The following is a 25171-nucleotide window of genomic DNA, read 5'->3' on the forward strand; positions in this document are numbered from 1 at the left end:
GCGATCAGAGGGCTACCAAAGAAGCAGATACCCCCTGCTGTAACTCCGACAACAGAGAGGCCGGGCGCCCCTTATAAGGCCAGGCAAAAGCGTGGCGAAAAGCTGCTTCCTGACAGTGTTTGAGCTGCTCGAAATCGATAATGTCGTGGGTGAGCAGGTTCTCGTACTCAAACGGCAGGCGCACATTGTGCAAGCCGGCGTTGTCGGTGCAGATGGCGATATCTACCCCTGCCTCAAAGCAGCGATCAAACACAATCTTGAGGGGATCCAAACTGGACAAGGTGCCCGTTTTTAGATAGGTGGTGGGACAAACTTCCAGGCATTGTCCTCGCCGCGCCAGCTCCGGCAGCAACTCTGGATAGTGAAGGGGAATTTGAATGCCGTGGCCAATCCGCGAGACATAGGGCAGCAGCTCTGGGTAACAGCCATCCAACGTCTCGTAGAGGTGGGCAGTGGTCTTGAGGCCGCGGGCCAAGGCATACTTGAATAGCTCGATCCACTCGTCCATGCGTTCGCCGTAAGGCTTGTCTCCCCCAGCCAGGTCGATGGCACTCACATATTCCGACTCGGCAGCAGCTTCAACCATAGCCCGGTTGATGTGGCTGGGGAGGCGGGAGTGCAAACACACAATCTGAGTGGTAACAATGGGGTATTCCCGCTGCTGGCTGGCCTGTCCCACCGTCTCGATTACCTGGCGCATTTGCTTGAGGCGATCTGCCTCGTCCAGGCTGGGATCCGTGCGCAGGTAGGGGGTGTAACGAATTTCTAGGTAGGCCAGATCCTCAAATACATAGGCTCCCCGCAGCAGACGGTAGATGAAATAGGGTAAGCTTTCCAGGGTTTGCACCTGTTCCACCAGCGTGTGCAGCTCCAAGTAATCTTCAAGGGTGTTGCGCGGGCGGGTGTAGAACTCTTCAAACTCGGCATAGGTGGGAAAGCGCTCCGCCAGAGGGGATCCCTGGCGATGCAAGTAGCGCCACAGAATCCGAGGGACGACAGAACCGCCCAGGTGGCGGTGCAACTCCGCATGAAGTGCCATAGGTCGGGGCTCCCCATCGCTGCCCGCGCAGGAGCAGACTTGGTTTGTTTAAGTACTATCTTTACTCTTATCCAACTGCCTCGAGCTTGTCCAGGCGGAATTGCGCAAGCTCGGTTGGAAGTTTAGATCGTCAAACCGATCCCCTGCCCATCGTGGTAGGCGGCCAGCAGCAGGTCGGTGGTAGTATCCCAAGCAATCTCGCCCAAGCGCGATAGAGCAATGGCCCCAAGGGAGCGGCGCCGTTGGCGGGCCTCTTGAAAAGACTTGGCCATGGCCGCTTTTAGGCTGAGGCCATCTTCCACTCGAATGACAATCCGTGCCGCCAAGCTCTCATCCAAAATATCTTCCCCAACACCGGTGCAACTGACTCCCGCTGCCGCACTGGCGTAGGTTCCTGCGGGCGTGGCCGAATCGCTCACCCGCCCCACCCGCTCAAACCCCCGCCCGCCGGTGGAGGTGCCAACACAAATGCGCCCCTGTTGATCCAGCGCCACCGCTCCAACCGTGCCCATGGCCAGGGCGGTGAGCACCCTTGACGGGGGATGGGTCTGGCGCAACTGCACCCACTCCTGCAGCCGCTTGAGAGTGGTCGGGTCATAGACCGGCAACTTCAGTTCCCGCGCCAGCTCTGCTGCCCCCTGTTCGGCCACCACCCGATCCGGGCTGGATTGCAAAGCCTGGGCCAGGAGGATGGGATGCTGAACCCGGCTGACGTTGATCACCCCACTAAAAGACTGGGTGGCCCCGTTCATGAGGGCGGCGCTCATGCGGATCTGCCCATCCGACTGCAAGACCGATCCTGTGCCGGCGTTGTAGAGGGGATCATCTTCCAGCAGTTGGCAGGCATGTAAGACAGCCGCCTCTGCCGCTTGCCCTGCCAACAGCAGCGCATAGGTACTTTCCACCACCTGCCGCAGGGATCTCCTCACCTTTTCCAGGCTGTCTTCTCCTTCTAGGGCACTGCCGGCTCCGCCGTGGATAATGAGTTTGGGCTGAGGCATGATGGGTTCGGATACCTTGTGAGGCTACTGGGGGATGGTCTTTGCTTTTTGGGTTCACCCTTCACAGATACCACTTTCCAGGAACGCCGGCGGAAAGGGAGGAAGAGTCTTAAGATAATTCTGTGGATTTGCTAAGCATAGATACTCAACGGCAATCCTGGAAGAGGGCTGTCGGGTTGTGGCCGGCAGTGGTTCTCTTGGATCGTATGGCATGAACGAGGTTCTATCGATGGCGCTGCCCAGCTTGAACGAGTTCCCCTGGCTGACCACGGTCATTGTGTACCCTGTGTTGGCCGCTCTCTTTATCCCGTTGATCCCGGCGCCGGCTGGGGATCCCAGTACCCGCGCCTACGCGCAAAAGTTGGCCGAGCGGATCCGCTGGTTTGCTTTGTTCATCGCAGTCACCGATCTGCTGATTCTGCTGGCCGGCTTTTATGTCGGCTACGATCCCGCCCAGACGGGCTTGCAACTGCTGGAGCGCTACACCTGGGTGCCGCAGGTGGGGCTAAGCTGGTCGGTGGGGGCCGATGGCCTCTCCATGCCGCTCATTCTGCTCACGGCTTTTATTACCACGCTTGCCATCTTGGCCGCCTGGCCGGTCACCCTCAAGCCGCGCCTGTTTTACTTTCTCATGTTGGCCATGTACGGCGGCCAGATCGGGGTGTTTGCCGTGCAGGATATGCTGCTGTTTTTCCTGATGTGGGAGCTGGAGCTGATCCCGGTCTATTTGCTCCTCTCCATTTGGGGGGGATACAACCGCCTCTATGCGGCCACCAAGTTCATCCTCTACACCGCCCTCAGCTCGCTGTTTATCCTGGTGGCGGGCTTGGCTATGGCCTTCTACGGGGATCCCATCAGCTTTGACATGACGGATCTGGCCCACAAGGCCTATCCGCTGAGCTTCCAGTTGCTGATGTATGGGGCTTTCCTGATTGCTTATGGGGTGAAGCTGCCCGTCTTCCCCCTGCACACCTGGCTGCCCGATGCCCACGGCGAAGCCACGGCGCCGGTTCACATGTTGCTGGCCGGGATCCTGCTCAAGATGGGGGGCTATGCCCTGATGCGCATGAATGTGGGCATGCTGCCGGATGCCCACCTCTACTTTGCGCCGGTGCTGATCGTGCTGGGGGTGGTGAACATCATCTTTGCTGCCCTCACCTCCTTTGCCCAGCGCAACCTGAAGCGGAAGATCGCCTACTCCTCCATCAGCCACATGGGCTTTGTCCTCATCGGCATCGGATCCCTGACCGAAATCGGCATGAGCGGCGCCATGTTGCAGATGATCTCCCACGGGCTGATCGGGGCCAGCCTGTTCTTCTTGGTGGGGGCCACCTACGACCGCACCCACACGCTGGAGCTGGAGGAAATGGGCGGCGTCGGCCTGAAGATGCCCAAGATTTTCTCGATGTTCACCACTTGCTCGCTGGCCTCTCTGGCTCTGCCGGGGATGAGCGGCTTTGTGGCCGAGCTGATGGTGTTCATCGGCATGGCCACCACCGATGCCTACTCTCTCCCCTTCCGGCTGGTGGTGGTCTTTCTGGCGGCGGTTGGGGTGATCTTGACTCCTATCTACCTGCTGTCGATGTTGCGGCAGATCTTCTTTGGCCCGGAAAACAAAGAGCTGACCGAACATGAAGAATTGGTGGATGCCGAGCCGCGCGAGGTGTTCATCATCGCCTGCCTGCTGATCCCCATCATCGGCATCGGGTTTTATCCCAAGCTGGTCACTAGCCTCTACGACCAGTCCACCAATGCCCTGGTGGCCTTGCTGCGCCAGGAACTCTCCTCCCTCGGAGCGACGGTTGCCCAAGCCCCTGCCCTTTACAACACTGAGCCAAATTGAGGAGAGGGAAGCCGGTGTAGCTAGCCTTGGCTTTTTTCTCCAATGGGCTTGCGGCTCTCGCCGCCTTGAACTCGCATCCAGCCAAACAATGTCCCGATCGTCAGTTGGATCCCTTGAGCAAAAGCGGGAACGGGGATAACCTCTTGCGGATCCTCATGCACTGTTGGCTGCTGTCCGGCAGGATAGGCGAAAACGACCCTTTCTTCGGGGGCCACGATCCACCCCATCTGGCAGCCGTGGGCCAAGCCAATCAAGATCTTTTTGACCAGCTTCATTTGATCTTGATCGGGAGAGAGAATCTCGATGATCCAATCTGGGCAAAAGGGGATGAAATTTTGAATGGTGCCATCTTCATCCACAGGGATCCGCTCCCAGGCGATCACAGAAATATCGGGCACAATCGCATATCCGGCAAAAGTGCAGCGCAGCTCTGGAAATGCCATTCCCAGTTGAGAAGGCTCCAACATCTCGTTAATGAAGCTGCCCAGTTTTAGTTGGAGACGGCTATGCTTTCCCTGTGGCATAGGCTTCTGGATAATTTCTCCTTCAATAAACTCGCTGGCAGGCTGAGTTTCCGGCTGTTGTAGAAAGTCTTCCAGAGTTAGAGGCTTGGCAGATAGACTGACCATAGCTTGCTCCTATCACGCTGCTATTTGATTAACAATAGGCTCAGTAAAGTATCAAAGCCGATCAAAACAGATCCCTGTCCCGTTGTTGCCAAGTCATTTGGCGGTCATAAGGGCTTTTGCCAGAAAATAACCCCATCAACGGCCCCAAGATGGCCCCAAACACAAAGCCGCCCGCGTGGGCCCAGTAGGCAATCCCTCCCCCCTGCATGCCGATGTTGATGGGCGTCTGCAGGCTGGCGATGCCGTAAAACGCCTGTTGCACAAACCAAAAACCCAGGAACACCCAGGCGGGAACATAGATGGTTGTAATGAAAATGCCCAGAGGCACCAGGGTCAAGATCTCAGCTTGTGGAAAACGCAAGATATAGGCTCCCAACACCCCGGCAATGGCCCCACTTGCCCCCAGCGAAGGAATGGTGGATTCCATATCGAAAAACCACTGGGTTAGGGCGGCCAAAGCTCCACAAGTCAGGTAAAAAATGAGGTAGCGCACATGCCCCAAGCGATCCTCAACATTGTTGCCGAAAACCCACAAAAAGAGCATGTTCCCACCAATATGGAGAAAGCCCCCATGCAAAAATTGCGAGGTGAATAGGGTCATCCATTCGGGGCGCAGCGAAGAAGTGACCTCCCCTCGAAAACTCGCCGTCAACTCTACCGGTACCACTGCCCACTCTCGGAAAAAAGCCACCAACTCTCGCGGCGATAAGGTAAGCTCATACACAAAAACCAAGATGTTGATGAGCACCAGGGCATAGGTGACGTAGGCCGTGCGGGTGGTTGGGTTGCGGTCTTGCAGAGGTACCACAGTTGAGATCCAGTTGACATCACCCTCTAGCTTAACCTGTCTCTTCCTACCCCTCAGACTCACCTCTAAAACCCCACTTGAGGCTACACTGGAGTGGTCTGCTGGGAGCCATGCTTACAGTTGGGATCCCCTGTCTGTAGAAATGTTCCGGCTGTTCCCATACGGCCGATGGTGAACTTAGAGGAGTGGACTGATGTCCGAGGTTGAAAGCCCAACTACCCCCCTCAAGTTTTTGATCGTCGAAGATCATCCCGAGGTGGCCCAAAACAACTGCGAGTGGCTGCAGCGGATTGCAGCCGATGCTCAGTGCATCACGGTCAGCAATCCCATGGACGCCATCCTGCGCCTGCAGCGGGAACAGCCGGATTTGGTCGTGGCGGACTTGCTCTACGGTCAAACCAGCGGCGAACAGTCTGCCGAGCCTGGCCTAGAGTTCCTGCGCCACATCTTTGAGAACTACCCCACCCTGAACGTGATGGCCTATTCTAGTGAGCCGCTACTGCTGACTCCATTGGTGGGCTTGATCAGCAAACACCAGGGCGGGTTTGCCGCGGTTAACAAAATGGAACGGCGGACTGTGTTTTTGGAGGGAGCCAAAAGCGCCCTGAATGGAGAATTGCGCATGCCGCGGGAGTTGCGTGGTCTCACGAAGCTGACAGAACGGGAAATTGAGGTCTTGAACTTACTCTGCAAAGAGGCCCTCACCGATCAGGCCATTGCCGATCGCATTCACACCAGCAAGAAGACCGTACAAAACTGCATCCAACGGCTCAAAGAAAAGCTGGATATTTTCGGATCTGAGGATGAGATCAACGCCCGCGTTGCCATGTGTATGACAGCCGTTCAGAAGAAGATTATTCAATGGTAAATAAAGGTAACTAAATGGTAGAGGCCAGAGGATAGCTGTTGCTCTGTAGGAACTTTTATCCGAGACAGTTTTCCACCGGGCTCAGCGGATCCCCAACACAGAGGCGAAGACGCTGTGGCCCACAATGGCCTCTACCACAACACTCAGGGCAAACCCCAGCATGGCCAGCCGTCCGTTCCATCGCTCGGCCTTCTCAGTCCAGCCAATTTCCCACTCCGGCGGGGTGTCGCCGTCTTGACCATACTGCGGCACATACCGCGGGCGACCGGCGCCTTCCCAGCCGGCAGGGCGCTTGGAGTTGAAGAAAGCCATCGAGCCCATCGCAACAGCAGCTACCAGCCCAGCCACCATTACGGCAATGTAGGGGAAAAAGGGATTCTCAAGCATCATCAGCCTGTCAAGATAGGAGTCGAAGGGTAAAAAAGCTCAAGCCAAGGTAGAGCCGCAGCATCTCAAGGCTAAGGGGTAAAGTCTGTGAGATGCCCGATGGGGCTCTACCGGATTATTGCAGATTATTGCAGACCCAGCCACTGAGCGAGAGTGCTGGCAAAAACACTGTGGCCCAGCGCCGCTTCTGTAACCATGCTGATCACGAAGCCCAACATGGCCAAGCGTCCATTCCAACGCTCCGCTTGCTCCGTCCAGCCGGGGATCCAGTCGTTGCTGGTGTCATAGTACTGGGCAACGGATGCGGAATCCAGGCGCGAAGGAATCCTAGGAGACGATTGCATTGTGAATACCTTTATCACTGTACGTAAACAAACTTAACATAAGATTACAGTTTGTGACAAGTTTTGGCTTCCAAGCCCTGACGGCAGAGTGGGTAGGACTGAAGGGATCCCAGATGGGTTTTCCGAGGGCTGGCCCAGAGCGATGTCATACTGAGGGAAACGGGCTTTTTGCGCAGACTATGGCGGTATCCACCCCTTCTTCTCTTAGGCTGGACCATTCTTTCGACCTAGCTGCCCAGGTGCGGTCGGACTTTCCGATTTTGCAGCGCCAGGTCAACGGCCACCCCCTGATCTACTTTGACAACGCTGCCACTTCTCAAAAGCCACTGGCAGTTTTGCAGGCGATGGATCGGTACTATCGGTGCTCCAACGCCAACGTGCATCGTGGGGTTCATACGCTGAGCAACGAAGCCACCGATGCCTATGAGGGGGCGCGGGAAAAGATCGCTCGTTTTATCAACGCCGCTTCGCCACAGGAGATCGTTTACACCCGCAATGCCAGCGAAGCCATCAATCTGGTGGCCTACAGTTGGGGTTTGAGCAATTTGGAACGAGGGGATGAGATCGTCCTTTCGGTGATGGAGCACCACAGCAACCTGATCCCGTGGCAGCTCGTGGCCCAGAAGACGGGAGCCTGCCTCCAGTTCATCCAGATCACGCCAGCAGGAGAGTTGGATCTGGAGCACTACCGGTCTTTGCTCAGCGACCGCACCCGCCTGGTGGCGGTAACCCAGGTTTCCAATATGCTGGGATCCATCAACCCCGTCCAGGAGATCACGGAGCTGGCCCATCGCTACGGGGCCAAGGTTTTGCTGGATGCTTGTCAGAGTGTGCCTCACATGCCTGTGGATGTGCAGGCGTTGAATTGCGATTGGTTGGCCTTTTCAGGGCATAAGATGTGTGGCCCAACGGGGATTGGCATCCTCTACGGCAGGCGGGAGCTGTTGCGAGGGATGCCACCCTTTTTGGGTGGGGGAGAGATGATCGCCGATGTGTACTGGGATCACGCCACCTATGCGGATATCCCCCACAAATTTGAGGCCGGCACGCCGGCGATTGCCCAGGCGGTGGGGTTGGGGGCAGCCGTGGATTACTTGAGCCAGATCGGCTTGGAGCGGGTTCACGCCCATGAACAACGGTTGATCGCCCATTTGTTGGACGGGATCCAAAACATAGCGGGTATCACGGTTTACGGCCCCAAGGATCCGACGCGACGGGCAGGGCTGGTCAGCTTTTCGGTAGAGGCCGTCCATCCGCATGACTTGTCTACCTTGCTGGATGAGCAGGGCATCGCCATTCGAGCGGGGCACCATTGCACTCAGCCCCTGCATCGCTATTTGGGAGTCCAATCCACCGCCCGGGCCAGCGTTTACCTGTACAACACGTTGGCGGAGGTAGATCGCTTCTTGGAAGTGTTGGCAGAAGCGGTGGAGTTCTTCAGCGTTGCTTTGGGCTAGGGATCCGTCACAGGCAGAGGACTTCGTCCCGACTGGCGCCAATCGATATCTCAAGTAACATCAACCAAGTCGGGATGGAAGGCCTGACTCCAAAACCGATGTGGAGACCCTGTAGGACTGGTTTGCCGGCGTCGGTCGGTGAAGCGTCAAAGATCCCTGCCCTAAAAGACAGGGAGTATGTCAACATGATCTAGGTTTGAACTAGGAGGTCGGGGTTGTGATCGAGCCGATTTTGTTGGGGATCGTTTTGGGGATGGTGTTGGTCACCTTGGCGGGCTTGTTTGTGGCCGCCTACAGGCAGTATCAACGGGGCAACAAGATCGGTCTTTGAAAGTTGCCCTGGGTAGGTTAGGCGGAGAAGAAGTGAGGTGGCATGGCGATGCACTGGCTGCGCACCGTTGCTGCTTTGCGGGAGCAGGTAACTGGCTGGCGGGGATCCACCATCGGCTTGGTGCCCACGATGGGATCCCTGCACGAGGGCCATCTCAGCCTGATCCGCCGCTGCCGCCAAGAGTGCGACCGCACGGTGGTCAGCATTTTCGTCAACCCGCTGCAATTTGGGCCCAACGAAGACTGGGATCGCTACCCCCGCGACGAGGAGGGGGATCGGGCCCTGTGTGAAGCGGCGGGCGTGGATGTGGTGTTTGCCCCCGACCCGCAGGAGATGGGCGCCAGCCCGGCAGCCGGCAGCGACCGCACCTGGGTCATGCCTCCCGAGTCCCTTTTGCAAACCCTCTGTGCCCCCCACCGACCGGGGCATTTTCGCGGCGTAGCCACCATCGTGCTGCAACTGCTGAACTTGGTGCAGCCGCAGCGGGCCTACTTTGGCCAGAAAGACGCCCAGCAACTGGCGATCATCCAACGGCTGGTCCAAGATCTGCAGATCCCCACCACCATTGTCCCCTGCCCCACCGTGCGAGAAGCCGATGGCCTCGCCTGCAGCTCCCGCAACCGCTACCTTTCTCCTGAAGAGAGACAGGTGGCCACCAGCCTGTACCGGGCCTTGTGTCGGGGGTATAACCATTGGCAGGCGGGGGATCCCTCGGCAGAAGGGATCCTGGCTGCCGCCCGTGCCGAGCTGGAGCACACCCCTGAACTGCGGGTGCAATACTTGGAACTGGTGGATCCGCAAACCCTCCAGCCGCTGGCCGAGGTGAAAGACAAGGGATTGCTGGCCATCGCCGCCTATGTGGGGCAAACTCGCCTGATCGACAATCTGCTCCTCTCTCCGGCACAAGGGGATCCCTGGGCCGAGAAAGCACAAAACGCGGCACCGCCTTCCTCGGAGGTGGCTTCTACCCCACGTCGCCCGCTGATTGCCATCGACGGCCCGGCAGGAGCCGGAAAATCCACCGTGGCGCGGGCAGTGGCCGCCCAACTGCAGCTTTTGTACTTGGACACAGGGGCCATGTATCGGGCTATCACCTGGCTGGCGCTGCAGCGGGGGATCCCGTTGGACGACGCCGAGCAATTGACCCAACTGGCCGCCCAAACCCAGCTCACCCTGCAAAGTGGCACTTCTTCGGCAGAGCCGACCCGCATCTGGGCCGATGGCGAAGAAATCACCCAGGCCATCCGCTCCCCAGAAGTGACCCGCTGGGTCTCTCAGGTGGCGGCAGTGCCGGGGGTGCGGCAGGAGCTGGTGAAGCGGCAACGCAGCATTGGCCGGGATGGGGGGGCCGTCTTAGAGGGGCGAGATATCGGCACCTATGTCTTTCCCGATGCTGAGCTGAAAGTCTTTTTGACCGCCTCGGTGGGCGAACGAGCCCAACGCCGGCAACAGCAACTCCAAGCCCAAGGGCAAATGGTGCCCCTCGAAGAATTGAAAGCCCAAATCGAGCAGCGGGATCGCCGCGACAGCGAACGGCTTATCTCTCCCTTGCGGCCTGCCCCCGACGCCATCCTGATCGACACAGATCACCTGAGCCAATCCGAGGTGCAAGACAAAATTGTGATGTTGTACCGACAACTTTTGGATCGATCCGGCCAAGCCCGTTTTGATCAATAGCTTTGAGCAACCGGTTAGGGATCAACACAGGATAAGTTAAGCTTTTCACAAGATCTTCCAAGATCTTCAGCAAGCTAGTCGGTTTGAACAGCTTGAGTGCTCTCTCGTTGCTCAATGAAGACTCTTATCGCAAAAGATGGAGTTGGTGGGTGTTTAGGGATTCTGAGCCTTGGGTTGAGTGCTGAACTTTGGCAAAACCGCTCAGGTGTCGAGGTGCCGGATGGGATCCCGTTGGTGATGAAAATGTGCCGACCCGCTTTTCTTTGCATTGGCCGAAGCTACCCATTTTCTGCTCTGGGCAACATGGATCTGGATCCCGTTCCGCTGTTGCGGACGGAGCGCTATGGTTAATGTCTTCCTCTTAGCCTTTTTGCTTCTCCTTTCGGGAGCTTGCTCTGGGGCCGAAACGGCCATCACGGCCATGGATAACTTGCGCCTGGAATCCCTGATCGAGGAACAAGGGGATCCGCAAGGCTTGTATCGACTGGCCCAACAACAGCGCTCACGGCTGATCACCACCCTGTTGTTGGTGAACAACTTTGTCAACATCGGCATTGCTGCCCTGGCCACAGCCCTCTCCATCGAGCTGCTGGGATCCCAGTTTGGAGCTTTGGCCGCCACTGTGCCCACCACGATCCTGGTGCTCCTGTTTGGAGAAGTAGCCCCAAAGTCCCTGGCGGTGAGTCATCCCCTGGGGGTGTTCCGCTGGGTGGTGCGGCCTGTCCATATCCTCTCGGTGCTGCTGCGCCCTTTTACCGACGCCTTTGAATGGATTGTCAGCCGGCTGTTCAACCTGTTGGAGCTCTCGCCGCTGACGGCCACTGCTTCCCTCAAGGATTTGGAGCTGTTGATCGACGTGCTGGGGCAGCGGGGGCTGCTGGATTGGCAAAAACGGCGCCTGTTTCGCGGGGCGCTGGCGTTGGATTTGCTCCAGGCGGGAGATGTGGCCAAACCTAGAGTAAAAATGGAGACCATCTCCCACGATAAAACCCTGCAGGATGTGGTGAAGCTCTGCCTGGAGACGGGCTACTCCCGCATCCCTGTGCAGGGGGAATCTAAGGACGAGATCGTCGGCGTCATCCACCTCAAGCAGGCCCTGCGCCACCTGGAGCAAAAGGGCAATGCCGAGGTGACCAAGGCCATGTCCCCGCCTTTTTTTGTGCCCGATACCAAGCGCGTCAGCCTGTTACTCAAAGAGATGCTGCGCTCCCGCCAACACCTGGGGATCGTGGTGGATGAGTTTGGCGGCACCACCGGCCTGATCACGCTGGAGGACATTTTGGAAGAGCTGGTGGGAGATATCTACGACGAAAGCGATCTCTCCCCCCTGCTGCTGCAGCGACAACGACGACAGCGCCCCTCCTCCCCTGGCTCCCCTTGAGGGAGGCCGCTAGCCGGCTTCTACAGAGTCTTCGTTGGCTTCGGGGGGGAGCTCCACAAAACCTGGATCGGCAGGGTAGCGGGCCACAAAAAAGATCGAGAAGCTGTGGATCCCCAGGCCTAGGCCCCACCAGCCCAGCAGCGGCACCAGCCACGGCCAATCCGCCCGGTACAACTGCTGGAAAAACACCAGTCCCGACGCGCTGCAGAGAAAAACGGCCAGGTGGGCCGCGTAGGTGTAGCGGTCATCCAGCTTGCGAAACTCGGGATCCCGACGGGAGGGCTTCCGGGGCCAGCGAGGCGGCATGGCAGCAACCCCTCACAACTCAAAACCTTCTCCAGTGTAGAACAAGCCACCACCAGGGATCCCTGCAGCCGTACGGGCTTTTTGCTCCTTAAGAGGTTTGCTGGGGATGCTCCCGCCAGCGGCAACTGGGGGGATCCGTTTCGCCGGGCTGGGCGGCAAACTCCAGCGGCCCGTTTTCGGTGTATAGGTGCAGGTCGAACCAGAAGGTGGATCCCTGTTCCAGCTTGCTTTCTAGGCAGATGCGGGTGTGGTGTTTCTCCAGAATGTTGCGCACAATGGCCAGGCCCAGGCCGGTGCCCTCCAAAGTGTGGACGCGGTTCTCGACGCGGAAAAAGCGGTCGAAGATCCGCTCTTGATCCTCGGGCGCGATGCCGATGCCCGTATCGGCCACCGCCACCCGCACCGCCTGCGGGGATCCATCCGCCTGTACCACCAGGTGGGCATGCACCGTCACCAGACCTCCCGACGGCGTGAACTTGAGAGCGTTGCCCAAAAGATTGGTCATCACCTGCAGCAGCAGATCGTAGTTGCCCCACACCAGGGGCAGATCCGGATCGACAAACTTGCGCAACTGGATCCCTTTGTCGCGGGCTTGCAGGTGGTGGGTGCGCAGGGTTTGCTCGATCACCGCCGCGATATCGACGGCCTCGAAGTGGTACTGCTTGCCCGACTCCAGACGCGACAAATCCAACACATCGTTGACCAAGCGGGTGAGGCGATCGGTTTCGCGGTTGGCAATTTCCAGATAGTCCAGCCGCTCCTCTGGCGACATCTGCTCGCCGTACTCGTAGAGGGTCTCGATAAAAGACTTAATACTGAAGAGGGGGGTGCGCAGCTCGTGGCTGATGTTGCTGATGAACTGGGCCTTGGCCTCGTTGAGCTCCACCTCGCGGGTGATGTCCTGTACCGTCATTACAATCCCCTTGAGGTTTTGCCGCCGCGGGTCGGATACCGGCGACAGCAGGATGCGAACGACGCGCTTGATGGGGCCGCTGAGGTTGACGCGAATTTCTTCTGCCTCTTGATCCCCGCGGGCAATTTGCATCAGGGGGCGGGCCAACTGCTGCCGTAGATCCTCCGGCAACAGCTCCGGCAAGGGCTTGCCCAAGACGGGATCCCCTTCCCAGCCGAACATGCGAGAGGCCGCCGGGTTGAGCAGCAGCACCCGAAACTCGGCATCCAGCAAAATGGCGGCATCGACGATAGAGAAAACCAACGTCTCCAACTTGGCTTTGGCGGCGGCCAGTTCTTCGATGTTCTGCTCTTCGTAGCTCTGCAGCCGCTCCGCCATCTCGTTAAAGCTGTCGATGAGCTGGGCCAGCTCTCCCCCAAAGGGCAGGTCGATGCGCTGCTTGAAGTTGCCCTTGGTGATCTCCTGAACGCCCTTGACCAGTTCTTTGATGGGATAGGTGATGGTGAGGGCGTTGACCACGGATCCCAGGATGGCCAGAACCCACACTGCCAAAAACACCCCAATCGAGACCTCCCGCGCCAGTTGCGTGGAGCGCACAAGGGCGGGGTTGGGGTTGATGCCGAGGCCAAGGGTGCCCAAAAAGCGGCCCTGATGATAGATGCCGACAAAAATGTCCGTCACCCGCCCGGCGGGGGTGAGGTGGGTGCGCACCAGCGGCTGGCCCTCGGCAGGCGGGCGGTTGTCCGGCAGTTGCATGCGGCGGGTAAGGCTGAGGGAGGTTTTCACCTCCTGGTTGGAAAACGGGATCCCGTAGTAGATGTTCCCCTCCGGGTCGGCGTAGAGCAAATAGCGAATGCTGCTGGTGCTCTCAAAGTATTGCCGCGACAGTTGGGCCACTTCGCCGATGCGATCTTCGGCGATCAGGGGAGCGACATTGGCTGCCAACAGCAATCCCAGATCCCGGCCAAAGCGGGCCTCGTTAAAGCGGGCATCCTGCTGCACAGTGCTGACGGCCCAGAAGGTGAAGCTGCTCACCACCAGCGAGACCACCAGCGTGGCCACAAAGAGCAACTGGGTCTCCAGGCGCAGCTTTTGTTTCCAGCGCGCCCACCAGCGCCGCAGGGATCCCCAAAAGCCCCCTCCCCTTGTCGGCTCCGCAGTCTCCCCAAGCGAGAGCTCTGGAGGAGAAGAAGCAGCCGCCTCAGGGGATTGGACTTCGGCAAGGGGCTCGGCAGTGCTGACAGGAGACATGAACCCGACGTAACAACCCTGGAGAACACTGTCGCCACCATTCTGACATGGCTGCCGACAGGGTTAAGAAAGGGTTAGATTTTCTGAAAAGATTGTTACAACAGAAGGGACACGCCTAGATCCAACTAGGGATCCTAAAGGCGCAAAAGGAAATGCTTCTAGAGGGGTTGCAGGCCTAGCTTCTCGAGCAAAGCCGCATCGGCGGCCGAGCCTGGGTTAGGCGTGGTCAACAACTTTTCGCCGGTGAAGATGGAATTGGCGCCTGCCGAGAAGCACAGCGCCTGGTCGCTCTCGGACAGGTTTTTCCGCCCTGCCGAGAGCCGGATCTGGGCTCTGGGCAGCAGCAGCCGAGCCGTGGCGATGGTGCGCACCAGCAGCAGCGGATCGGGAGGGGGAAGCTGGCCCAGGGGCGTGCCAGCCACCGGCACCAGCGCGTTGATGGGTACCGAAGTGGGCGGCGGCGTCAGGTTGGCCAAAACGTGCAGCAGGGCGATGCGGTCTTCGTCGGTCTCCCCAAGGCCGACAATGCCGCCACAGCAGATCTGCAGGCCGGCTGCCCCCACATGGGCCAGAGTCTCCAGGCGATCCTGGTAGGTGCGCGTCGTGATGATGCGGGGGTAGAACTCCGGCGAGGTGTCCAGATTGTGGTTGTAGGCCGTCAGCCCAGCCGCCGCCAACTGCTGCGCCTGAGCAGCCGACACCATCCCCAAAGTGACACAGGCTTCCATCCCCAGCTCGCGCACCGTGCGCACCATCTCCAGCACCCGCTCAAACACCTCCCCTTCCGGGGCTGACCGCCAAGCAGCGCCCATACATAGCCGGGTGGCACCGGCTTTTTGAGCAGCCATGGCCTGCTCGCGCAGCGAATCCAGGGAGATCAAGGGGTAGGTCTCGATCCCTGTCGAGTAGCGGGCGCTTTGGGGGCAATAGGCGCAGTCTTCCGGGCAGCCGCCCGACTTGATGTTGACAAGGGCGCAGAGTTGAACCCGGTTGGGAGGGTGGTGCTGTCGGTGCACCGCCTGCGCCTCGAACACCAACTGCAGCAGCGGCCGGTGGTAGATTTCGCGAACGTACTCCAGAGCAATGGCCATGCCGGCAATGTCCAAAACTCCCTAAAAGCTTGCCAGCGCTCTTAGGTTTGGTTAGGATAAGGGGTCTGTGCTTTGAGAAGGCGAACCCGTCTCGCTTAGAAACTCAACAATGATAACCGCAGAAGCAGTGGCCAAAGGCCCTATCAGCCAATTTGTTGAGCATCACTTTCGCCACTTCAACGCCGCCGCCCTGGTGGATGCCGCCAAGGGCTACTCTGCTCACCTGGAAAAAGGCGGCAAGATGATGGTGACCTTGGCCGGCGCCATGAGTACGGCGGAGCTGGGGCTCTCCCTGGCCGAGATGATCCGCCAGGACAAGGTGCACGCCATCTCCTGCACCGGCGCCAACCTGGAGGAAGACATCTTCAACCTCATCGCCCACGACTTCTACGAGCGGGTGCCCAACTACCGCGACCTCAGCCCGCAGCAGGAGCAGGAGCTGCTGGAGCGGCACCTGAACCGGGTAACCGACACCTGCATTCCCGAAGAAGAGGCGATGCGGCGCCTGGAAAAAGCTCTGCTGGAAGAGTGGATGGCTGCCGACCGGGCCGGGGAACGCCACTTCCCCCACGAGTTCATCTACCGCATCCTGCGCAGCGGCAGGCTGGAGCCCTACTACCAGATCAATCCGCGGGATTCCTGGGTTTACGCGGCCATGGAGGCCAACTTGCCCATCTACGTGCCGGGCTGGGAGGACTCCACCACCGGCAACATGTACGCTGCCCACTGCATTACCGGTGAGATCCGCCATGTCCATACCGTCCGCACGGGCATTGAGTACATGATCCAACTGGCGGACTGGTACACGCGCACCTCGGCAGAGTGCTCCATCGGCTTCTTCCAGATTGGCGGCGGCATTGCTGGCGATTTTCCCATCTGCGTGGTGCCCATGCTGCACCAAGACCTGGGCCGCAAAGGGATCCCCCTGTGGGGCTATTTCTGCCAGATCAGCGACTCCACCACCAGCTACGGCTCCTACTCGGGGGCAGTCCCCAACGAGAAGATCACCTGGGGCAAGCTGGGGGTTGACACACCTAAGTTCGTCATCGAGTCGGATGCCACCATCGTGGCGCCTTTGATCTTCGCCTGGGTGCTGGGGTGGTAGGGCCGTCTCAGGGCACCTCCCGCTCGGTCGTCCCTGGAGCGGCAGCCAGGGGAAGGTACAGCTGTTTCAAACGGGATGAAGACATTTCGCCCCCCACTCCCAACACAAGGAGAGAGGGGTTGCTGAGGGTCAGCGATTGTCCTTATGGTTCGGGGCGGGGCCATTGGGAGAGCAGAATCGCAGCTTCCCAGCGCCTCATGTCCTGGGCAATGCGCAGGGGGGTAAGGCCGTAGCCGTCCGGCTCGTCAATCTCGGAGCCATGCTCCAGCAGCAGCCGCACCACCGCGGGGTTGCCCGACCAAGCGGCAAAATGCAGGGGCAGGCCGCCGGCCCCGAAGCGGGCGTTCACTTCGGCACCTCCCTCGAGCAAAGCCTTGGTCACTTCAGGATTGCCCAGGCGGGCAGCTTGGTGCAGGGGGCTGGCTCCGCCGCGATCTAACCGGTTGGGATCCGCCCCAGCGGCCAGCAAAAGGCGGGTGTTGAGGCCGCTTTCGACGAAGAACAGAGCCGTCTTGCCCCGCTCCTCGACGACATTGGCGTCTTTCCCCAGCCAGAGAGCCAGTTGCAGCCGCAGCGGGTTGGCGGTGGCCAGGACTTGAGGATCTTCTGGCAGGGAGTACCCGTAGACCCCCAGCCCTCCCAGCAGCAGGGATCCCAGCCCGACACCCACAGCCCACCACCTACGCTCCATGGCCCTACTCCTCAAAGAACAGGATGGCAATCCCTTGGCTGGGCAGGGCCTGGGCCGAAAGCAGCAACGGGTTGCTGAGGGCAGGTTGCGCGGCAGCGGCGGGAAATAGGCGCAAAAACGCTTCTAAAGGTTGCAGCTCGCATTGGGACGCCTCGGCGGCGGTGCGATACATAGTCGGGATGACCAACTTGGGCTGCAGCGCTTCGATGGCTGCCTTGGCCCCGGCGGGATCGTAGTTTTTCGGCCCACCCCCCACCGGCACCAGCAAGAGGTCAGGGCGAGCCAGCAGGATGGACTGTTCCCGGCCAATGGGCTGCAGGGCCCCCCCCAAATGGACAATGTCGATCCCGGCCATGCGCCAGCGCCAGCCCACGTTGAGGCCAAAGCGGGGGCCCCGCGGCATGCGCACCCCCTGCACGCGGATCCCATCGATGACGTAGTCCCCGGGCTGAAACAACACCCTGGGGTTGCCGGGCACGACGTCCAGGGCCCCTTCGTCGAGAAGGCGGCTGCTGAGCAGCACCAGATCGGCATTAACGCTGGGAGCAGGGTAGCCGGCTGTACAGCCCCCAGGCCGAAAGGGGTTGACCAGAAAGCGCTTGCCCTCCCCCTCGAACAAAACGCAACTGTGGTGCAGCCAGGTCAGTTGCAGGCTCTGGGAGGTGAACTCCAGGGATCCCCCTGGGAAAGGGGCCGTTTGGGCAACCGCCCATTGACCCCCTACGGCGAGGGATCCCACCAGGCTGGCGCTGGCTTGCAAAAGCTGGCGACGCTTCATGGGCACGGGATCCCTGACGCGACGGCGGCAGCCGCTGGCTGGGACGATCCCGAGACATGGAGCTGAGCCAGGCGCAGGAAGTTGCCCAACAGGCGCTTGCCCTCCAGGGTCAAGATGCTTTCTGGGTGAAACTGCACCCCCTGAACGTGAGGATAGCGGCGGTGGCGCACCCCCATGATGATCCCACTGTCCGTTTGAGCCGTCACCTCCAGCTCTTCAGGACAGGTGGAGGGCTCAATGACCAAGCTGTGGTAGCGAGTTGCCGCAAAAGGCCGGCTTAGCCCCTCAAACACCCCCACCCCTTGGTGGTAAATCAGGGAAGTTTTGCCGTGCATCAACTCAGAGGCGCGCACGATCTGGCCACCGTAGACCTGGCCGATGCACTGGTGGCCCAGGCAGACGCCCAGAATGGGCAGCCTTGGCCCCAGCTCCCGAATCAGCTCCAGCGAGATGCCAGCATCCTCTGGCCGTCCCGGCCCGGGGGAAATGACCACCCCCTCTGGCTGTAGCTGGCACAGCTCGGCAACCGAGAGCTGGTCATTGCGAAAAACCCGCACCTGCGCCCCCAGTTCCCCCAGGTATTGCACCAGGTTATAGGTAAAGCTGTCGTAGTTGTCAATAACGACCAGCACGATAGCATCCGGCGACGAGACCCCATTTTATCATTGCCCAGGAGGCTGCTAACCCTCGGCTCGGCATTTAGAGCCAATACCCTGAGGAAGCTTGTATTCTGGAAGGTATAACACATAAGCAGCAGCGAGTTGGCTGGCTTTCCAGATGTCAATGCCGACTTCTTGGATCCCATGAATGCGCTTCTCTCCCCGGCAACCGATTTGCTGGACGAGTTGCGGCAGCTTTTCCCCTTCGAGCTGGACGAATTTCAGATCCGGGCCATTCAGGTTCTGGCGGCAGGGGAATCGGTGGTGGTCTGTGCTCCCACTGGATCCGGCAAGACCCTGATCGGAGAATATGCTATCTATCGGGCCTTGTCCCAGGGCAAGCGGGCTTTTTATACAACCCCTCTGAAGGCTCTTTCCAACCAAAAGTTTCGCGATTTCGGCCAGCAATTCGGCCCGGAGCGGGTTGGCCTCCTCACCGGCGACATCTCCATCAACCGGGAGGCGCCGATCTTGGTGATGACCACCGAGATCTTCCGCAACATGCTCTACGGCACGCCGCTCTCTCTGGCGGTTCAGAGAGGGGCCTACGCCAGTGAGATGGAACCTTGGGAGGATGCGGAGGCCCTGAACCGGGATCCCTTGCGGGATGTGCAGGCGGTGATCCTGGACGAATGCCACTACATGAACGACCAGCAGCGGGGCACCGTCTGGGAAGAAGCGATCATCTATTGCCCCCCCACAATCCAGCTCATCGCCCTTTCGGCCACCCTGGCCAACAGCGACCAGCTCGCCGACTGGATGAACCAGGTGCATGGTCCCACCCGCCTGATCGACTCCAGCCATCGCCCGGTGCCGCTGCAATTTCACTTTGCCAATCGCAAAGGACTGTTCCCCCTGCTGGAGCAAACGGAGTCGGGCCAGTGGGTTCGCAATCGCCGCCTAAAAAGCAAACCCTCCAAGTCCGGCCAGTCCTCCTATGGGGGGGTGCCAGATATGGTGCAGGTGGTGGAAAACTTGCGCCAGCGAGATATGTTGCCGGCCATCTATTTCATTTTCAGCCGCAAAGGTTGCGACCTGGCGGTGGCCGGTGTGGGGAACTTGGACTTAGTCGCCAGCGAGGCAGAACGGCAGCAGTTGGCCGAGCAGATCGACTGCTTTTGCCGGGAAACGCCGGAAGCTGTGCGTCGGGATCAACTGGATGCCCTCTACCGGGGTATTGCCGCCCACCATGCCGGCATGTTGCCCGCCTGGAAGGGCTTGGTGGAGCACCTGTTTCAGCAGGGATTGGTGAAGCTGGTCTTCGCCACCGAGACCTTGGCCGCCGGGATCAACATGCCCGCCCGCACCACGGTCATCTCTTCTCTTTCCAAGCGCACCGATAACGGCCACCGCCTCTTGACCGCCTCTGAGTTTATGCAAATGTCGGGCCGGGCCGGGCGACGGGGCAAAGATGTGATCGGGCATGTGGTGACCTTGCAATCGCCTTTTGAAGGGGCGCAAGAGGCGGCGCGGCTGGCCACGGCGGGGGCGGATCCCTTGGTGAGCCAGTTTACCCCCACCTATGGCATGGTGCTGAACCTGCTGCAAAAGCACTCTTTGGAAGCGGCGCGGGATCTCATTAACCGCAGCTTTGGCCAGTATTTGCTCTCGCTGCAAAAGCTGCCCGAACAACAAGAACTGCAGCAGACGCGCGCCGAGCTGGAAGAGATCGACCGCCTCCTGGGAGATATTTCTGCTGAAGATATCGCCCGCTATGAGAAAATGCAGGCGCAGCGGCGGGAAGAACGGCGCATCTTGCGCTACCTACTCAAACAGCGAGAAGCCGAGCCGGATCCCACCCTGCGCCTGTTGGCTTTTCCCCACATCCAAGCCCAAGAGGAAAAGATCCGCGCCCTGGAAGCTCAAATCCGAGAGAATCCCGCCCACCAAGTGGGGAAAAAACTGCTGGGCCTACGAGAAAAACGGCAGCGCTTGCTCAAGCGCCTTGAGCATCTGGAGCGGCAAAGCGATTCGGTGCAGGAGTTGCGCTGGCAGCAATTTATGGCCTTGGTGGGGGTGTTGCAGGAGTTCGACTGTCTGCGGGAGTATCAACCTACCGCCAGCGGAGAGGTGGTGGCCGCTCTGCGAGGGGATAACGAGCTCTGGCTGGCGCTGGCTCTGCTCTCTGGGGAATGTCAAGGCTGTGCTCCTCATCATCTGGCCGGAGTTGTGGCTGCCTTGGTTTCAGAGCCTCCCCGTTCAGGTACCTACAGCCGGCTGCGCACCTCGGGGCTGGTGGAGGATGTGTTGCATGGGTTACGGGGCCTGCGGCGGCAACTGTTCCGCAGCCAGCGGCAACACCAGGTGTTTCATGTGCCGATTGGGTTTGAGCCCAGCTTGGCCGGGATCGTGGAACACTGGGCGCAAGGGACTCCTTGGAAAACCTTAGAGGCCAGTACCAACCTGGATGCCGGCGACTTGGTGCGCCTGATCCGTCGCACGTTGGATTTGCTTTCTCAGATCCCCTATGTCCCCCATCTGCCGTCAGAGTTGCGGGAAAATGCCCGCGAAGCCCAAAAGATGCTGGATCGCTTCCCGGTCAGCGAGCTGATCTAGAACTAGAATTACTGACTTTCTCTTTTTCAGGGACACAAGTGTAGCTATGCCACTGTTTGCAGAAAGCCTAGCTGCTAACCTTTTGACCAACCCCAGTGTAATCCTACTTCAAAGCCTTCAGAAGTGATTGAGCTGCTGGACAGATTCCAGGGGTGTTCATGGATGATACTCTATCTGGGAAAAAAGCCTTTGGGCTTTATCAGAGTTAAGAAAATGAGGTGAGTACAACGTGCCTGACTTCAACTATTGGAAAGATAAGTACAAACATTCCTGGGAGGAGTCTGCAAAGCGAGAGCATAAGGTTGCAAAGCTTCTGGAGTCTATGTCTGATGGCAGAATTCAAGTTGAATTTAGAGGTTTAGGGACAGGCCAGTCAGAGTACCTACCTGGGAACGCAACACAGCATGGTCACGAGAAAGGTGATCCAGATATCTTTGTCGTTGGAACAAACGTGTACCTTGAAATTACTGGGCCATTGACAACCTCGGTCGACGAACATCAGCCTCTGTGGATTAGACCTGACAAGGTTCAAAATGCTCAAAGAAAAAGAGAAGGAGAACATGAGGTTTGGTTAGTGCATCACTTGCCTCGGAACGACTTGTTACGTACGGTAGCGCTCGACACTGAATTTTTTAATGCCTTGCAAGATGGAGAGTTTCCAATCGTTAACCCTAAAATTCGTGGAGCAGAAGAAAAGTATTACTCCATTCCAGCAAACCATCATTGCGTCGGATCAATAGATGTTCTGATTGAAAGACTGACGAGAGGAAGGTAACCCGAACTATACATTAACTAATTCGTAGAGCTAAACTTTACGCTAAATGTTGGCTAATCCAAGAAGAGAAGAAATTGACTACATTGAATCAGGGATCCGTCCGATGAAGCTGACAATGAGGTTTGGATCAGTGGCATTGGTTGTGCAGAGCTCGAACTGGGTTTGGCACTTCTGATGGCCAACTCCGTTAGGTCCATGCCCGACCCCGCTTGCCGTGTCCCACTGTAGCCTGGATCTCAGTGGACTTGGCCAGACTTCCCTGGACACCAAAAAGCCCAGAAGCCTCACCAGATAAGAACTTTCTGGACTTGGGTGGATACCAGTGGACTACCTGATAACGGAGAGAGTGGGATTCGAACCCACGGTGAGTTGCCCCACACAGCATTTCCAGTGCTGCGCCTTCGACCACTCGGCCATCTCTCCAGCGCACAGATTAATGACTTTCCAGCAGAGCTAAAAAGTCAGCTTTGTGATCCTAGCAAAGGATGGCGGTCACTAAGAGGATCCTTTGGCATCCCCAGGCCGAAACATTTGCCGCATCACCTTCCAGCGGGAGCAGCGCCAGTAGTCAACGTGGGATTCGATGAGACCTGCGGGGTTAAGCCGCATCTCTGTCCAGCCGGGGATGCACAGGCGGGGACGCCAGGGCAAAAAAGACAGGGATCCCCTCAGCGTCCACTCGCTGCGGATGTGGCTGCCGCTCTGGTGGATGTCGTGCAGCTCAAGATGGATATCCTGCAGCCAGCGCTCTAGGCTGGCGATCATAGCTCGATAGCGATCCAGGCCGCGAAACTCGTTGAGGGGATCCCGGAAATAAACCTGGGGGTCGTAGATGGAGTAGGTTTGATCCCGAGGAAAGCGGGCGTAATCGGCCCGCAGGATGGCCACCAGGTCGAGGCTGGGCTGAGAAGGGTGGCTCATGCTCTGACCTCAGCGGGAAGGGATACCGTCTCCCCTGGGGCAGGACAGCACAGCCGGATGGATTGGCCAGTGGCGGCGTTCAGGGATCCCAGCTTTTCCCGGAACTCCTCTAGGCTCCCCAGAGGGCGGATCTGGGCGGCAAACCAGCCGTGGTAATCTACCTCTCCCATAGCGGTGGGAATCACCTGCTGTGGGCGCAGGGCGGCCACCACCTGCAGGGCCCGCTCCGGCCCCATGATCACCTCGCCCAAGAGGGGAAAGATCTGGCCTACCACCGGGATCAGCAGGGTGTGGATGGGGGCAAACTCCTGCTGCAGCCGCGGGCGGATATCCGGTTGGGAGAGGTGGGGCTCGTAGTAAAGCCGCGTCTGGGTCGGCAGCTCCTCCAGCAAAAAGCCCAGCTCCCGCACCGGCCCCAGGGGTGCTCCCGGAACCGCTGTGATGCGCAGATCTCCCCACTGCACTGACTGCCAGGGATCCAGGGCCTGCACCCTCTTAAAGCCAAGGCTCCGTGCCACGCGGGCGGCTGTCGGCGCAGCGAAAACCGGGATCTGCCGGTTCAGCCGCTGCAGGGTGGGGGGGTGGCAATGATCCGGCTGGCCCTGGCTGAGGAGGATGGCGTCGAGTTTGGGCAGGGTTTCTGGTGTGAAGGGCGGCACCTGGCGGTGCTCCAGGCGGATGAACCAGGGCAGGCCAAAGAACACCAAGGGATCCACCAGCCACGGATCCAGCAGAAAAGTCTGGGTCTGGGTATGGATTAGCCAACTGTTGAGGTCGATGCGGGTGAGTTTCATGGTGCTACTGCCCGGTGATGGAGAGATCGGCTACCCAAATGCGGGGACACAGACCAGCAGGGGTGATTTGGGGCTCCGGCTCGACGTAGAAAATCGACTGCAAGAGTCCTAGAAAATCCCCCGCTACCGTTGCCGCCTCGATACTGATGCGCTCTCCCTGGCGCACCCACCAGCCCTGAAAGGGCAGGGAAAAGGATCCCTGCAGAGGCTTGACTCCGGCATGGAGAGCCTGCAGCTCGTCAATCCAGACCACATTCTCAGCCGTGGCCAGGTCGTAGGTGCTCTCTGGTGGAGCCCCGGCAAAGACGTGGTAGTAGTGGGCCGCCACCGTCACCTTGGCGCCGATATTGGCATGTCCCGTGGGCTGGGCCCCCAGGCGTTTGGCGGTGCCGGCGCTGTGCAAAAAGTGGGTCAGAACTCCATTGGTGATGAGGGGAACGCGGCGGGTGGGAGTGCCTTCACCGTCGAAGCTAATTGCGCTCACGTTGGTAGGGTGCAAGGCGTCATCACACACCGAGAGCAGCGGCGAGGCAATCTGCTTGCCCAGTGAGTCGGGAGTGGACAGGCTTTGGTTGTCCAGGATGTTCTGGGCGTTGAAGAGATTGGAGAAAGCGCCCAAGAGGCTTAAAAAAGCTTCCCCGGAAAAAACCACTGTGTATTTCCCCGAAGGGATCCGCTCGTACTCCAGGTGGCTGATGAGTTTCTCGGCTGCTTCCTTGACGCAGCCCTGGATATCCAACTCCTCCAGGCTGCGGGCTACCCGCATAGCGCCGGCGCTGCGGGGTTTGCGACCCTCCTGTTCTGCCTTGCCGTAGAGAAAGACCGAGGTCAGGGTGTGGCCCTCCTGTCGCAGAGCCTGGTCGCTGTTGAGGTAAAAGCGGTCGATCTGCCGCTGGGCCAGGCCGTTGTAGGGTACCCCCTGGATGGCGGGATGGGATCCCAGTAAAGCCTTCTCAGCGGCCAGCAGTTGCTCCAGAAGCTCGCTGGCCAGCGCCAGCGGCCTTTTGGCGTTACAGGGTTGGAGAATGGGCAGCTTCGCTTCTGGACTCAATTGGGGTGCGTGTTCCCGCACGCCGAAGTGGCTGGCTTCCAAGGCCGTCTGCAGAGCCAGTTCCAGCCCTGCCTCGTCCACAGCGGTGGTGGAAGTCACCCCCACCTGGCCCTGGTCGTTCCAGGCCCGCACCGTCACACTGCAGCGGTGAGAGGCTTTTACCTGACGGGGCTCCCCCTGCTCCACCTGCACGCTGGTCTCGTCCACCTCGGCTCCGTAGAGATCAAACTGGGGGATCCCCAAACGTTTGGCACAGCTTTGCGCCTGTTCGGCCAAGGCCTCAACTTGCAGCATCGCTACTCCTTCCCTACCGACGGGCCAGCCAGGCGGTCAAGTCCTCCACGCTGTGGAAATCCAACAAAGCTTCCCCTAGCGCCTCCAGCTGCGACGGCGGCAAGGCCCAAATCTGGTTTTCCAAGGCCGGGTCAAGGGATCCCAGCTTCCGCCGCAAAAGCCGCAAAACCAGTGTTGCTTCCCCGTGTTGCAAACCCTGTTGCAAGCCCTGTTGTAAGCCC

General features: G+C 59.2%; 26 protein-coding genes and 1 tRNA gene. 10 read left to right on the forward strand and 17 right to left on the reverse strand.

The window, feature by feature from the left end; genetic code table 11:
• Positions 1 to 4: 4 nt before the first annotated feature.
• Complete coding sequence (locus tag NW844_RS00780) at positions 5 to 1039, reverse strand: adenosine deaminase (RefSeq protein WP_414332611.1); 1035 nt, start codon at positions 1037 to 1039, stop codon at positions 5 to 7.
• A gap of 122 nt (positions 1040 to 1161) precedes the next feature.
• On the reverse strand, positions 1162 to 2040 hold the full coding sequence (locus NW844_RS00785; RefSeq protein ID WP_414332613.1) for an isoaspartyl peptidase/L-asparaginase: 879 nt from the start codon (positions 2038 to 2040) through the stop codon (positions 1162 to 1164).
• 229 nt (positions 2041 to 2269) lie between these two features.
• Between NW844_RS00785 and NW844_RS00790 the strand changes: the two genes are divergently transcribed.
• Positions 2270 to 3883 (forward strand): NAD(P)H-quinone oxidoreductase subunit 4, encoded by a 1614-nt coding sequence (locus tag NW844_RS00790; RefSeq protein ID WP_414332693.1) that lies wholly within the window; start codon positions 2270 to 2272, stop codon positions 3881 to 3883.
• 20 nt (positions 3884 to 3903) lie between these two features.
• Here the strand turns inward: NW844_RS00790 and NW844_RS00795 are convergent, their stop codons facing one another.
• Both NW844_RS00795 and NW844_RS00800 read right to left on the reverse strand, forming a co-directional pair.
• Complete coding sequence (locus tag NW844_RS00795; protein ID WP_414332615.1) at positions 3904 to 4512, reverse strand: Uma2 family endonuclease; 609 nt, start codon at positions 4510 to 4512, stop codon at positions 3904 to 3906.
• A gap of 61 nt (positions 4513 to 4573) precedes the next feature.
• Positions 4574 to 5320: a rhomboid family intramembrane serine protease gene (locus NW844_RS00800; protein ID WP_414332617.1), complete on the reverse strand. Its 747-nt coding sequence runs from the start codon at positions 5318 to 5320 to the stop codon at positions 4574 to 4576.
• A gap of 193 nt (positions 5321 to 5513) precedes the next feature.
• Here NW844_RS00800 and NW844_RS00805 point away from each other — a divergent pair, with 193 nt between their 5' ends.
• Positions 5514 to 6188, forward strand: coding sequence for a response regulator transcription factor (locus tag NW844_RS00805; protein WP_414332619.1), 675 nt, complete (start codon positions 5514 to 5516; stop codon positions 6186 to 6188).
• A gap of 81 nt (positions 6189 to 6269) precedes the next feature.
• Here the strand turns inward: NW844_RS00805 and psb35 are convergent, their stop codons facing one another.
• Both psb35 and NW844_RS00815 read right to left on the reverse strand, forming a co-directional pair.
• Positions 6270 to 6578 carry a photosystem II assembly protein Psb35 gene (gene psb35 / locus NW844_RS00810; RefSeq protein ID WP_414332621.1) on the reverse strand — a complete coding sequence of 103 codons (309 nt, stop codon included), beginning with the start codon at positions 6576 to 6578 and terminating at the stop codon, positions 6270 to 6272.
• A 122-nt stretch (positions 6579 to 6700) separates the two neighbouring features.
• A complete protein-coding gene (locus tag NW844_RS00815; RefSeq protein WP_414332623.1) occupies positions 6701 to 6919 on the reverse strand; it encodes a chlorophyll a/b-binding protein in 219 nt (72 codons plus the stop codon).
• Between the two features lie 179 nt (positions 6920 to 7098).
• On the opposite strand from NW844_RS00815, the gene NW844_RS00820 reads away from it, so the two are divergent.
• From NW844_RS00820 to NW844_RS00840, 5 genes are all read left to right on the forward strand, one after another.
• Positions 7099 to 8376, forward strand: coding sequence for a SufS family cysteine desulfurase (locus tag NW844_RS00820; protein ID WP_414332625.1), 1278 nt, complete (start codon positions 7099 to 7101; stop codon positions 8374 to 8376).
• Positions 8377 to 8593: 217 nt separating this feature from the next.
• The gene (gene petG / locus NW844_RS00825; RefSeq protein WP_414332627.1) at positions 8594 to 8707 is read left to right on the forward strand and encodes a cytochrome b6-f complex subunit V; all 114 of its coding nucleotides are present in this window, start codon (positions 8594 to 8596) and stop codon (positions 8705 to 8707) included.
• Positions 8708 to 8755: 48 nt separating this feature from the next.
• Positions 8756 to 10384, forward strand: coding sequence for a bifunctional pantoate--beta-alanine ligase/(d)CMP kinase (locus tag NW844_RS00830; RefSeq protein WP_414332695.1), 1629 nt, complete (start codon positions 8756 to 8758; stop codon positions 10382 to 10384).
• Between the two features lie 174 nt (positions 10385 to 10558).
• Positions 10559 to 10735 carry a hypothetical protein gene (locus tag NW844_RS00835; protein WP_414332629.1) on the forward strand — a complete coding sequence of 59 codons (177 nt, stop codon included), beginning with the start codon at positions 10559 to 10561 and terminating at the stop codon, positions 10733 to 10735.
• Positions 10728 to 11765 (forward strand): hemolysin family protein, encoded by a 1038-nt coding sequence (locus NW844_RS00840; RefSeq protein ID WP_414332631.1) that lies wholly within the window; start codon positions 10728 to 10730, stop codon positions 11763 to 11765. Before NW844_RS00835 ends, NW844_RS00840 begins: the two co-directional genes overlap by 8 nt.
• Before the next feature lie 9 nt (positions 11766 to 11774).
• On the opposite strand, the gene NW844_RS00845 is transcribed toward NW844_RS00840, so the two are convergent.
• The 3 genes from NW844_RS00845 to bioB all read right to left on the reverse strand — a co-directional run bounded on the left by NW844_RS00845 (position 11775) and on the right by bioB (position 15326).
• A complete protein-coding gene (locus NW844_RS00845) occupies positions 11775 to 12071 on the reverse strand; it encodes a 2TM domain-containing protein (protein ID WP_414332633.1) in 297 nt (98 codons plus the stop codon).
• An 88-nt stretch (positions 12072 to 12159) separates the two neighbouring features.
• A complete protein-coding gene (locus NW844_RS00850) occupies positions 12160 to 14235 on the reverse strand; it encodes an ATP-binding protein (protein ID WP_414332635.1) in 2076 nt (691 codons plus the stop codon).
• A 158-nt stretch (positions 14236 to 14393) separates the two neighbouring features.
• Entirely contained in the window at positions 14394 to 15326 is a 933-nt protein-coding gene (gene bioB, locus NW844_RS00855; RefSeq protein WP_414332637.1) for a biotin synthase BioB, read from the reverse strand.
• A gap of 109 nt (positions 15327 to 15435) precedes the next feature.
• Between bioB and NW844_RS00860 the strand changes: the two genes are divergently transcribed.
• Positions 15436 to 16431: a deoxyhypusine synthase family protein gene (locus NW844_RS00860; RefSeq protein WP_414332639.1), complete on the forward strand. Its 996-nt coding sequence runs from the start codon at positions 15436 to 15438 to the stop codon at positions 16429 to 16431.
• Between the two features lie 142 nt (positions 16432 to 16573).
• Here the strand turns inward: NW844_RS00860 and NW844_RS00865 are convergent, their stop codons facing one another.
• The 3 genes from NW844_RS00865 to NW844_RS00875 are packed head-to-tail and all read right to left on the reverse strand — an operon-like array spanning position 16574 to position 18532.
• Positions 16574 to 17122, reverse strand: a complete 549-nt coding sequence (locus NW844_RS00865; RefSeq protein WP_414332641.1) for an ankyrin repeat domain-containing protein — start codon at positions 17120 to 17122, stop codon at positions 16574 to 16576.
• A 4-nt stretch (positions 17123 to 17126) separates the two neighbouring features.
• Positions 17127 to 17900, reverse strand: coding sequence for an MBL fold metallo-hydrolase (locus tag NW844_RS00870; RefSeq protein WP_414332643.1), 774 nt, complete (start codon positions 17898 to 17900; stop codon positions 17127 to 17129).
• On the reverse strand, positions 17897 to 18532 hold the full coding sequence (locus NW844_RS00875) for an anthranilate synthase component II (RefSeq protein WP_414332645.1): 636 nt from the start codon (positions 18530 to 18532) through the stop codon (positions 17897 to 17899). Before NW844_RS00875 ends, NW844_RS00870 begins: the two co-directional genes overlap by 4 nt.
• A 171-nt stretch (positions 18533 to 18703) precedes the next feature.
• Between NW844_RS00875 and NW844_RS00880 the strand changes: the two genes are divergently transcribed.
• Positions 18704 to 21115 carry a DEAD/DEAH box helicase gene (locus tag NW844_RS00880; RefSeq protein WP_414332698.1) on the forward strand — a complete coding sequence of 804 codons (2412 nt, stop codon included), beginning with the start codon at positions 18704 to 18706 and terminating at the stop codon, positions 21113 to 21115.
• 229 nt (positions 21116 to 21344) lie between these two features.
• Positions 21345 to 21890, forward strand: a complete 546-nt coding sequence (locus NW844_RS00885; RefSeq protein ID WP_414332647.1) for a hypothetical protein — start codon at positions 21345 to 21347, stop codon at positions 21888 to 21890.
• Between the two features lie 338 nt (positions 21891 to 22228).
• On the opposite strand, the gene NW844_RS00890 is transcribed toward NW844_RS00885, so the two are convergent.
• The 5 genes from NW844_RS00890 to NW844_RS00910 form a co-directional block, all read right to left on the reverse strand.
• Positions 22229 to 22313 (reverse strand) — tRNA-Ser (locus NW844_RS00890).
• Positions 22314 to 22385: 72 nt separating this feature from the next.
• Positions 22386 to 22811 carry a DUF2358 domain-containing protein gene (locus tag NW844_RS00895; RefSeq protein ID WP_414332649.1) on the reverse strand — a complete coding sequence of 142 codons (426 nt, stop codon included), beginning with the start codon at positions 22809 to 22811 and terminating at the stop codon, positions 22386 to 22388.
• A complete protein-coding gene (locus NW844_RS00900; protein WP_414332651.1) occupies positions 22808 to 23605 on the reverse strand; it encodes an MBL fold metallo-hydrolase in 798 nt (265 codons plus the stop codon). The genes NW844_RS00895 and NW844_RS00900 overlap by 4 nt, the downstream gene beginning before the upstream one ends.
• 4 nt (positions 23606 to 23609) lie before the next feature.
• Complete coding sequence (locus NW844_RS00905; RefSeq protein ID WP_414332653.1) at positions 23610 to 24950, reverse strand: TldD/PmbA family protein; 1341 nt, start codon at positions 24948 to 24950, stop codon at positions 23610 to 23612.
• Positions 24951 to 24963: 13 nt separating this feature from the next.
• Positions 24964 to 25171: DUF4351 domain-containing protein (locus tag NW844_RS00910; RefSeq protein ID WP_414332655.1), on the reverse strand; the 208-nt coding region annotated here is incomplete at its 5' end.

The organism is Synechococcus sp. H55.2, assembly GCF_047462495.1.
GTDB lineage: Bacteria > Cyanobacteriota > Cyanobacteriia > Thermostichales > Thermostichaceae > Thermostichus.

Coding starts and splice junctions, on each gene's coding strand:
- NW844_RS00880 (WP_414332698.1), top strand. CDS start 18,704: ATGAATGCGCTTCTCTCCCCGGCAACCGATTTGCTGGACGAGTTGCGG.
- NW844_RS00905 (WP_414332653.1), bottom strand. CDS start 24,950: ATGCTGCAAGTTGAGGCCTTGGCCGAACAGGCGCAAAGCTGTGCCAAA.
- NW844_RS00840 (WP_414332631.1), top strand. CDS start 10,728: ATGGTTAATGTCTTCCTCTTAGCCTTTTTGCTTCTCCTTTCGGGAGCT.
- NW844_RS00900 (WP_414332651.1), bottom strand. CDS start 23,605: ATGAAACTCACCCGCATCGACCTCAACAGTTGGCTAATCCATACCCAG.
- NW844_RS00870 (WP_414332643.1), bottom strand. CDS start 17,900: ATGAAGCGTCGCCAGCTTTTGCAAGCCAGCGCCAGCCTGGTGGGATCC.
- NW844_RS00785 (WP_414332613.1), bottom strand. CDS start 2,040: ATGCCTCAGCCCAAACTCATTATCCACGGCGGAGCCGGCAGTGCCCTA.
- NW844_RS00780 (WP_414332611.1), bottom strand. CDS start 1,039: ATGGCACTTCATGCGGAGTTGCACCGCCACCTGGGCGGTTCTGTCGTC.
- NW844_RS00895 (WP_414332649.1), bottom strand. CDS start 22,811: ATGAGCCACCCTTCTCAGCCCAGCCTCGACCTGGTGGCCATCCTGCGG.
- NW844_RS00815 (WP_414332623.1), bottom strand. CDS start 6,919: ATGCAATCGTCTCCTAGGATTCCTTCGCGCCTGGATTCCGCATCCGTT.
- NW844_RS00830 (WP_414332695.1), top strand. CDS start 8,756: ATGCACTGGCTGCGCACCGTTGCTGCTTTGCGGGAGCAGGTAACTGGC.
- NW844_RS00865 (WP_414332641.1), bottom strand. CDS start 17,122: ATGGAGCGTAGGTGGTGGGCTGTGGGTGTCGGGCTGGGATCCCTGCTG.
- bioB (WP_414332637.1), bottom strand. CDS start 15,326: ATGGCCATTGCTCTGGAGTACGTTCGCGAAATCTACCACCGGCCGCTG.
- NW844_RS00860 (WP_414332639.1), top strand. CDS start 15,436: ATGATAACCGCAGAAGCAGTGGCCAAAGGCCCTATCAGCCAATTTGTT.
- NW844_RS00790 (WP_414332693.1), top strand. CDS start 2,270: ATGGCGCTGCCCAGCTTGAACGAGTTCCCCTGGCTGACCACGGTCATT.
- NW844_RS00795 (WP_414332615.1), bottom strand. CDS start 4,512: ATGGTCAGTCTATCTGCCAAGCCTCTAACTCTGGAAGACTTTCTACAA.
- NW844_RS00845 (WP_414332633.1), bottom strand. CDS start 12,071: ATGCCGCCTCGCTGGCCCCGGAAGCCCTCCCGTCGGGATCCCGAGTTT.
- NW844_RS00805 (WP_414332619.1), top strand. CDS start 5,514: ATGTCCGAGGTTGAAAGCCCAACTACCCCCCTCAAGTTTTTGATCGTC.
- NW844_RS00820 (WP_414332625.1), top strand. CDS start 7,099: ATGGCGGTATCCACCCCTTCTTCTCTTAGGCTGGACCATTCTTTCGAC.
- psb35 (WP_414332621.1), bottom strand. CDS start 6,578: ATGATGCTTGAGAATCCCTTTTTCCCCTACATTGCCGTAATGGTGGCT.
- NW844_RS00850 (WP_414332635.1), bottom strand. CDS start 14,235: ATGTCTCCTGTCAGCACTGCCGAGCCCCTTGCCGAAGTCCAATCCCCT.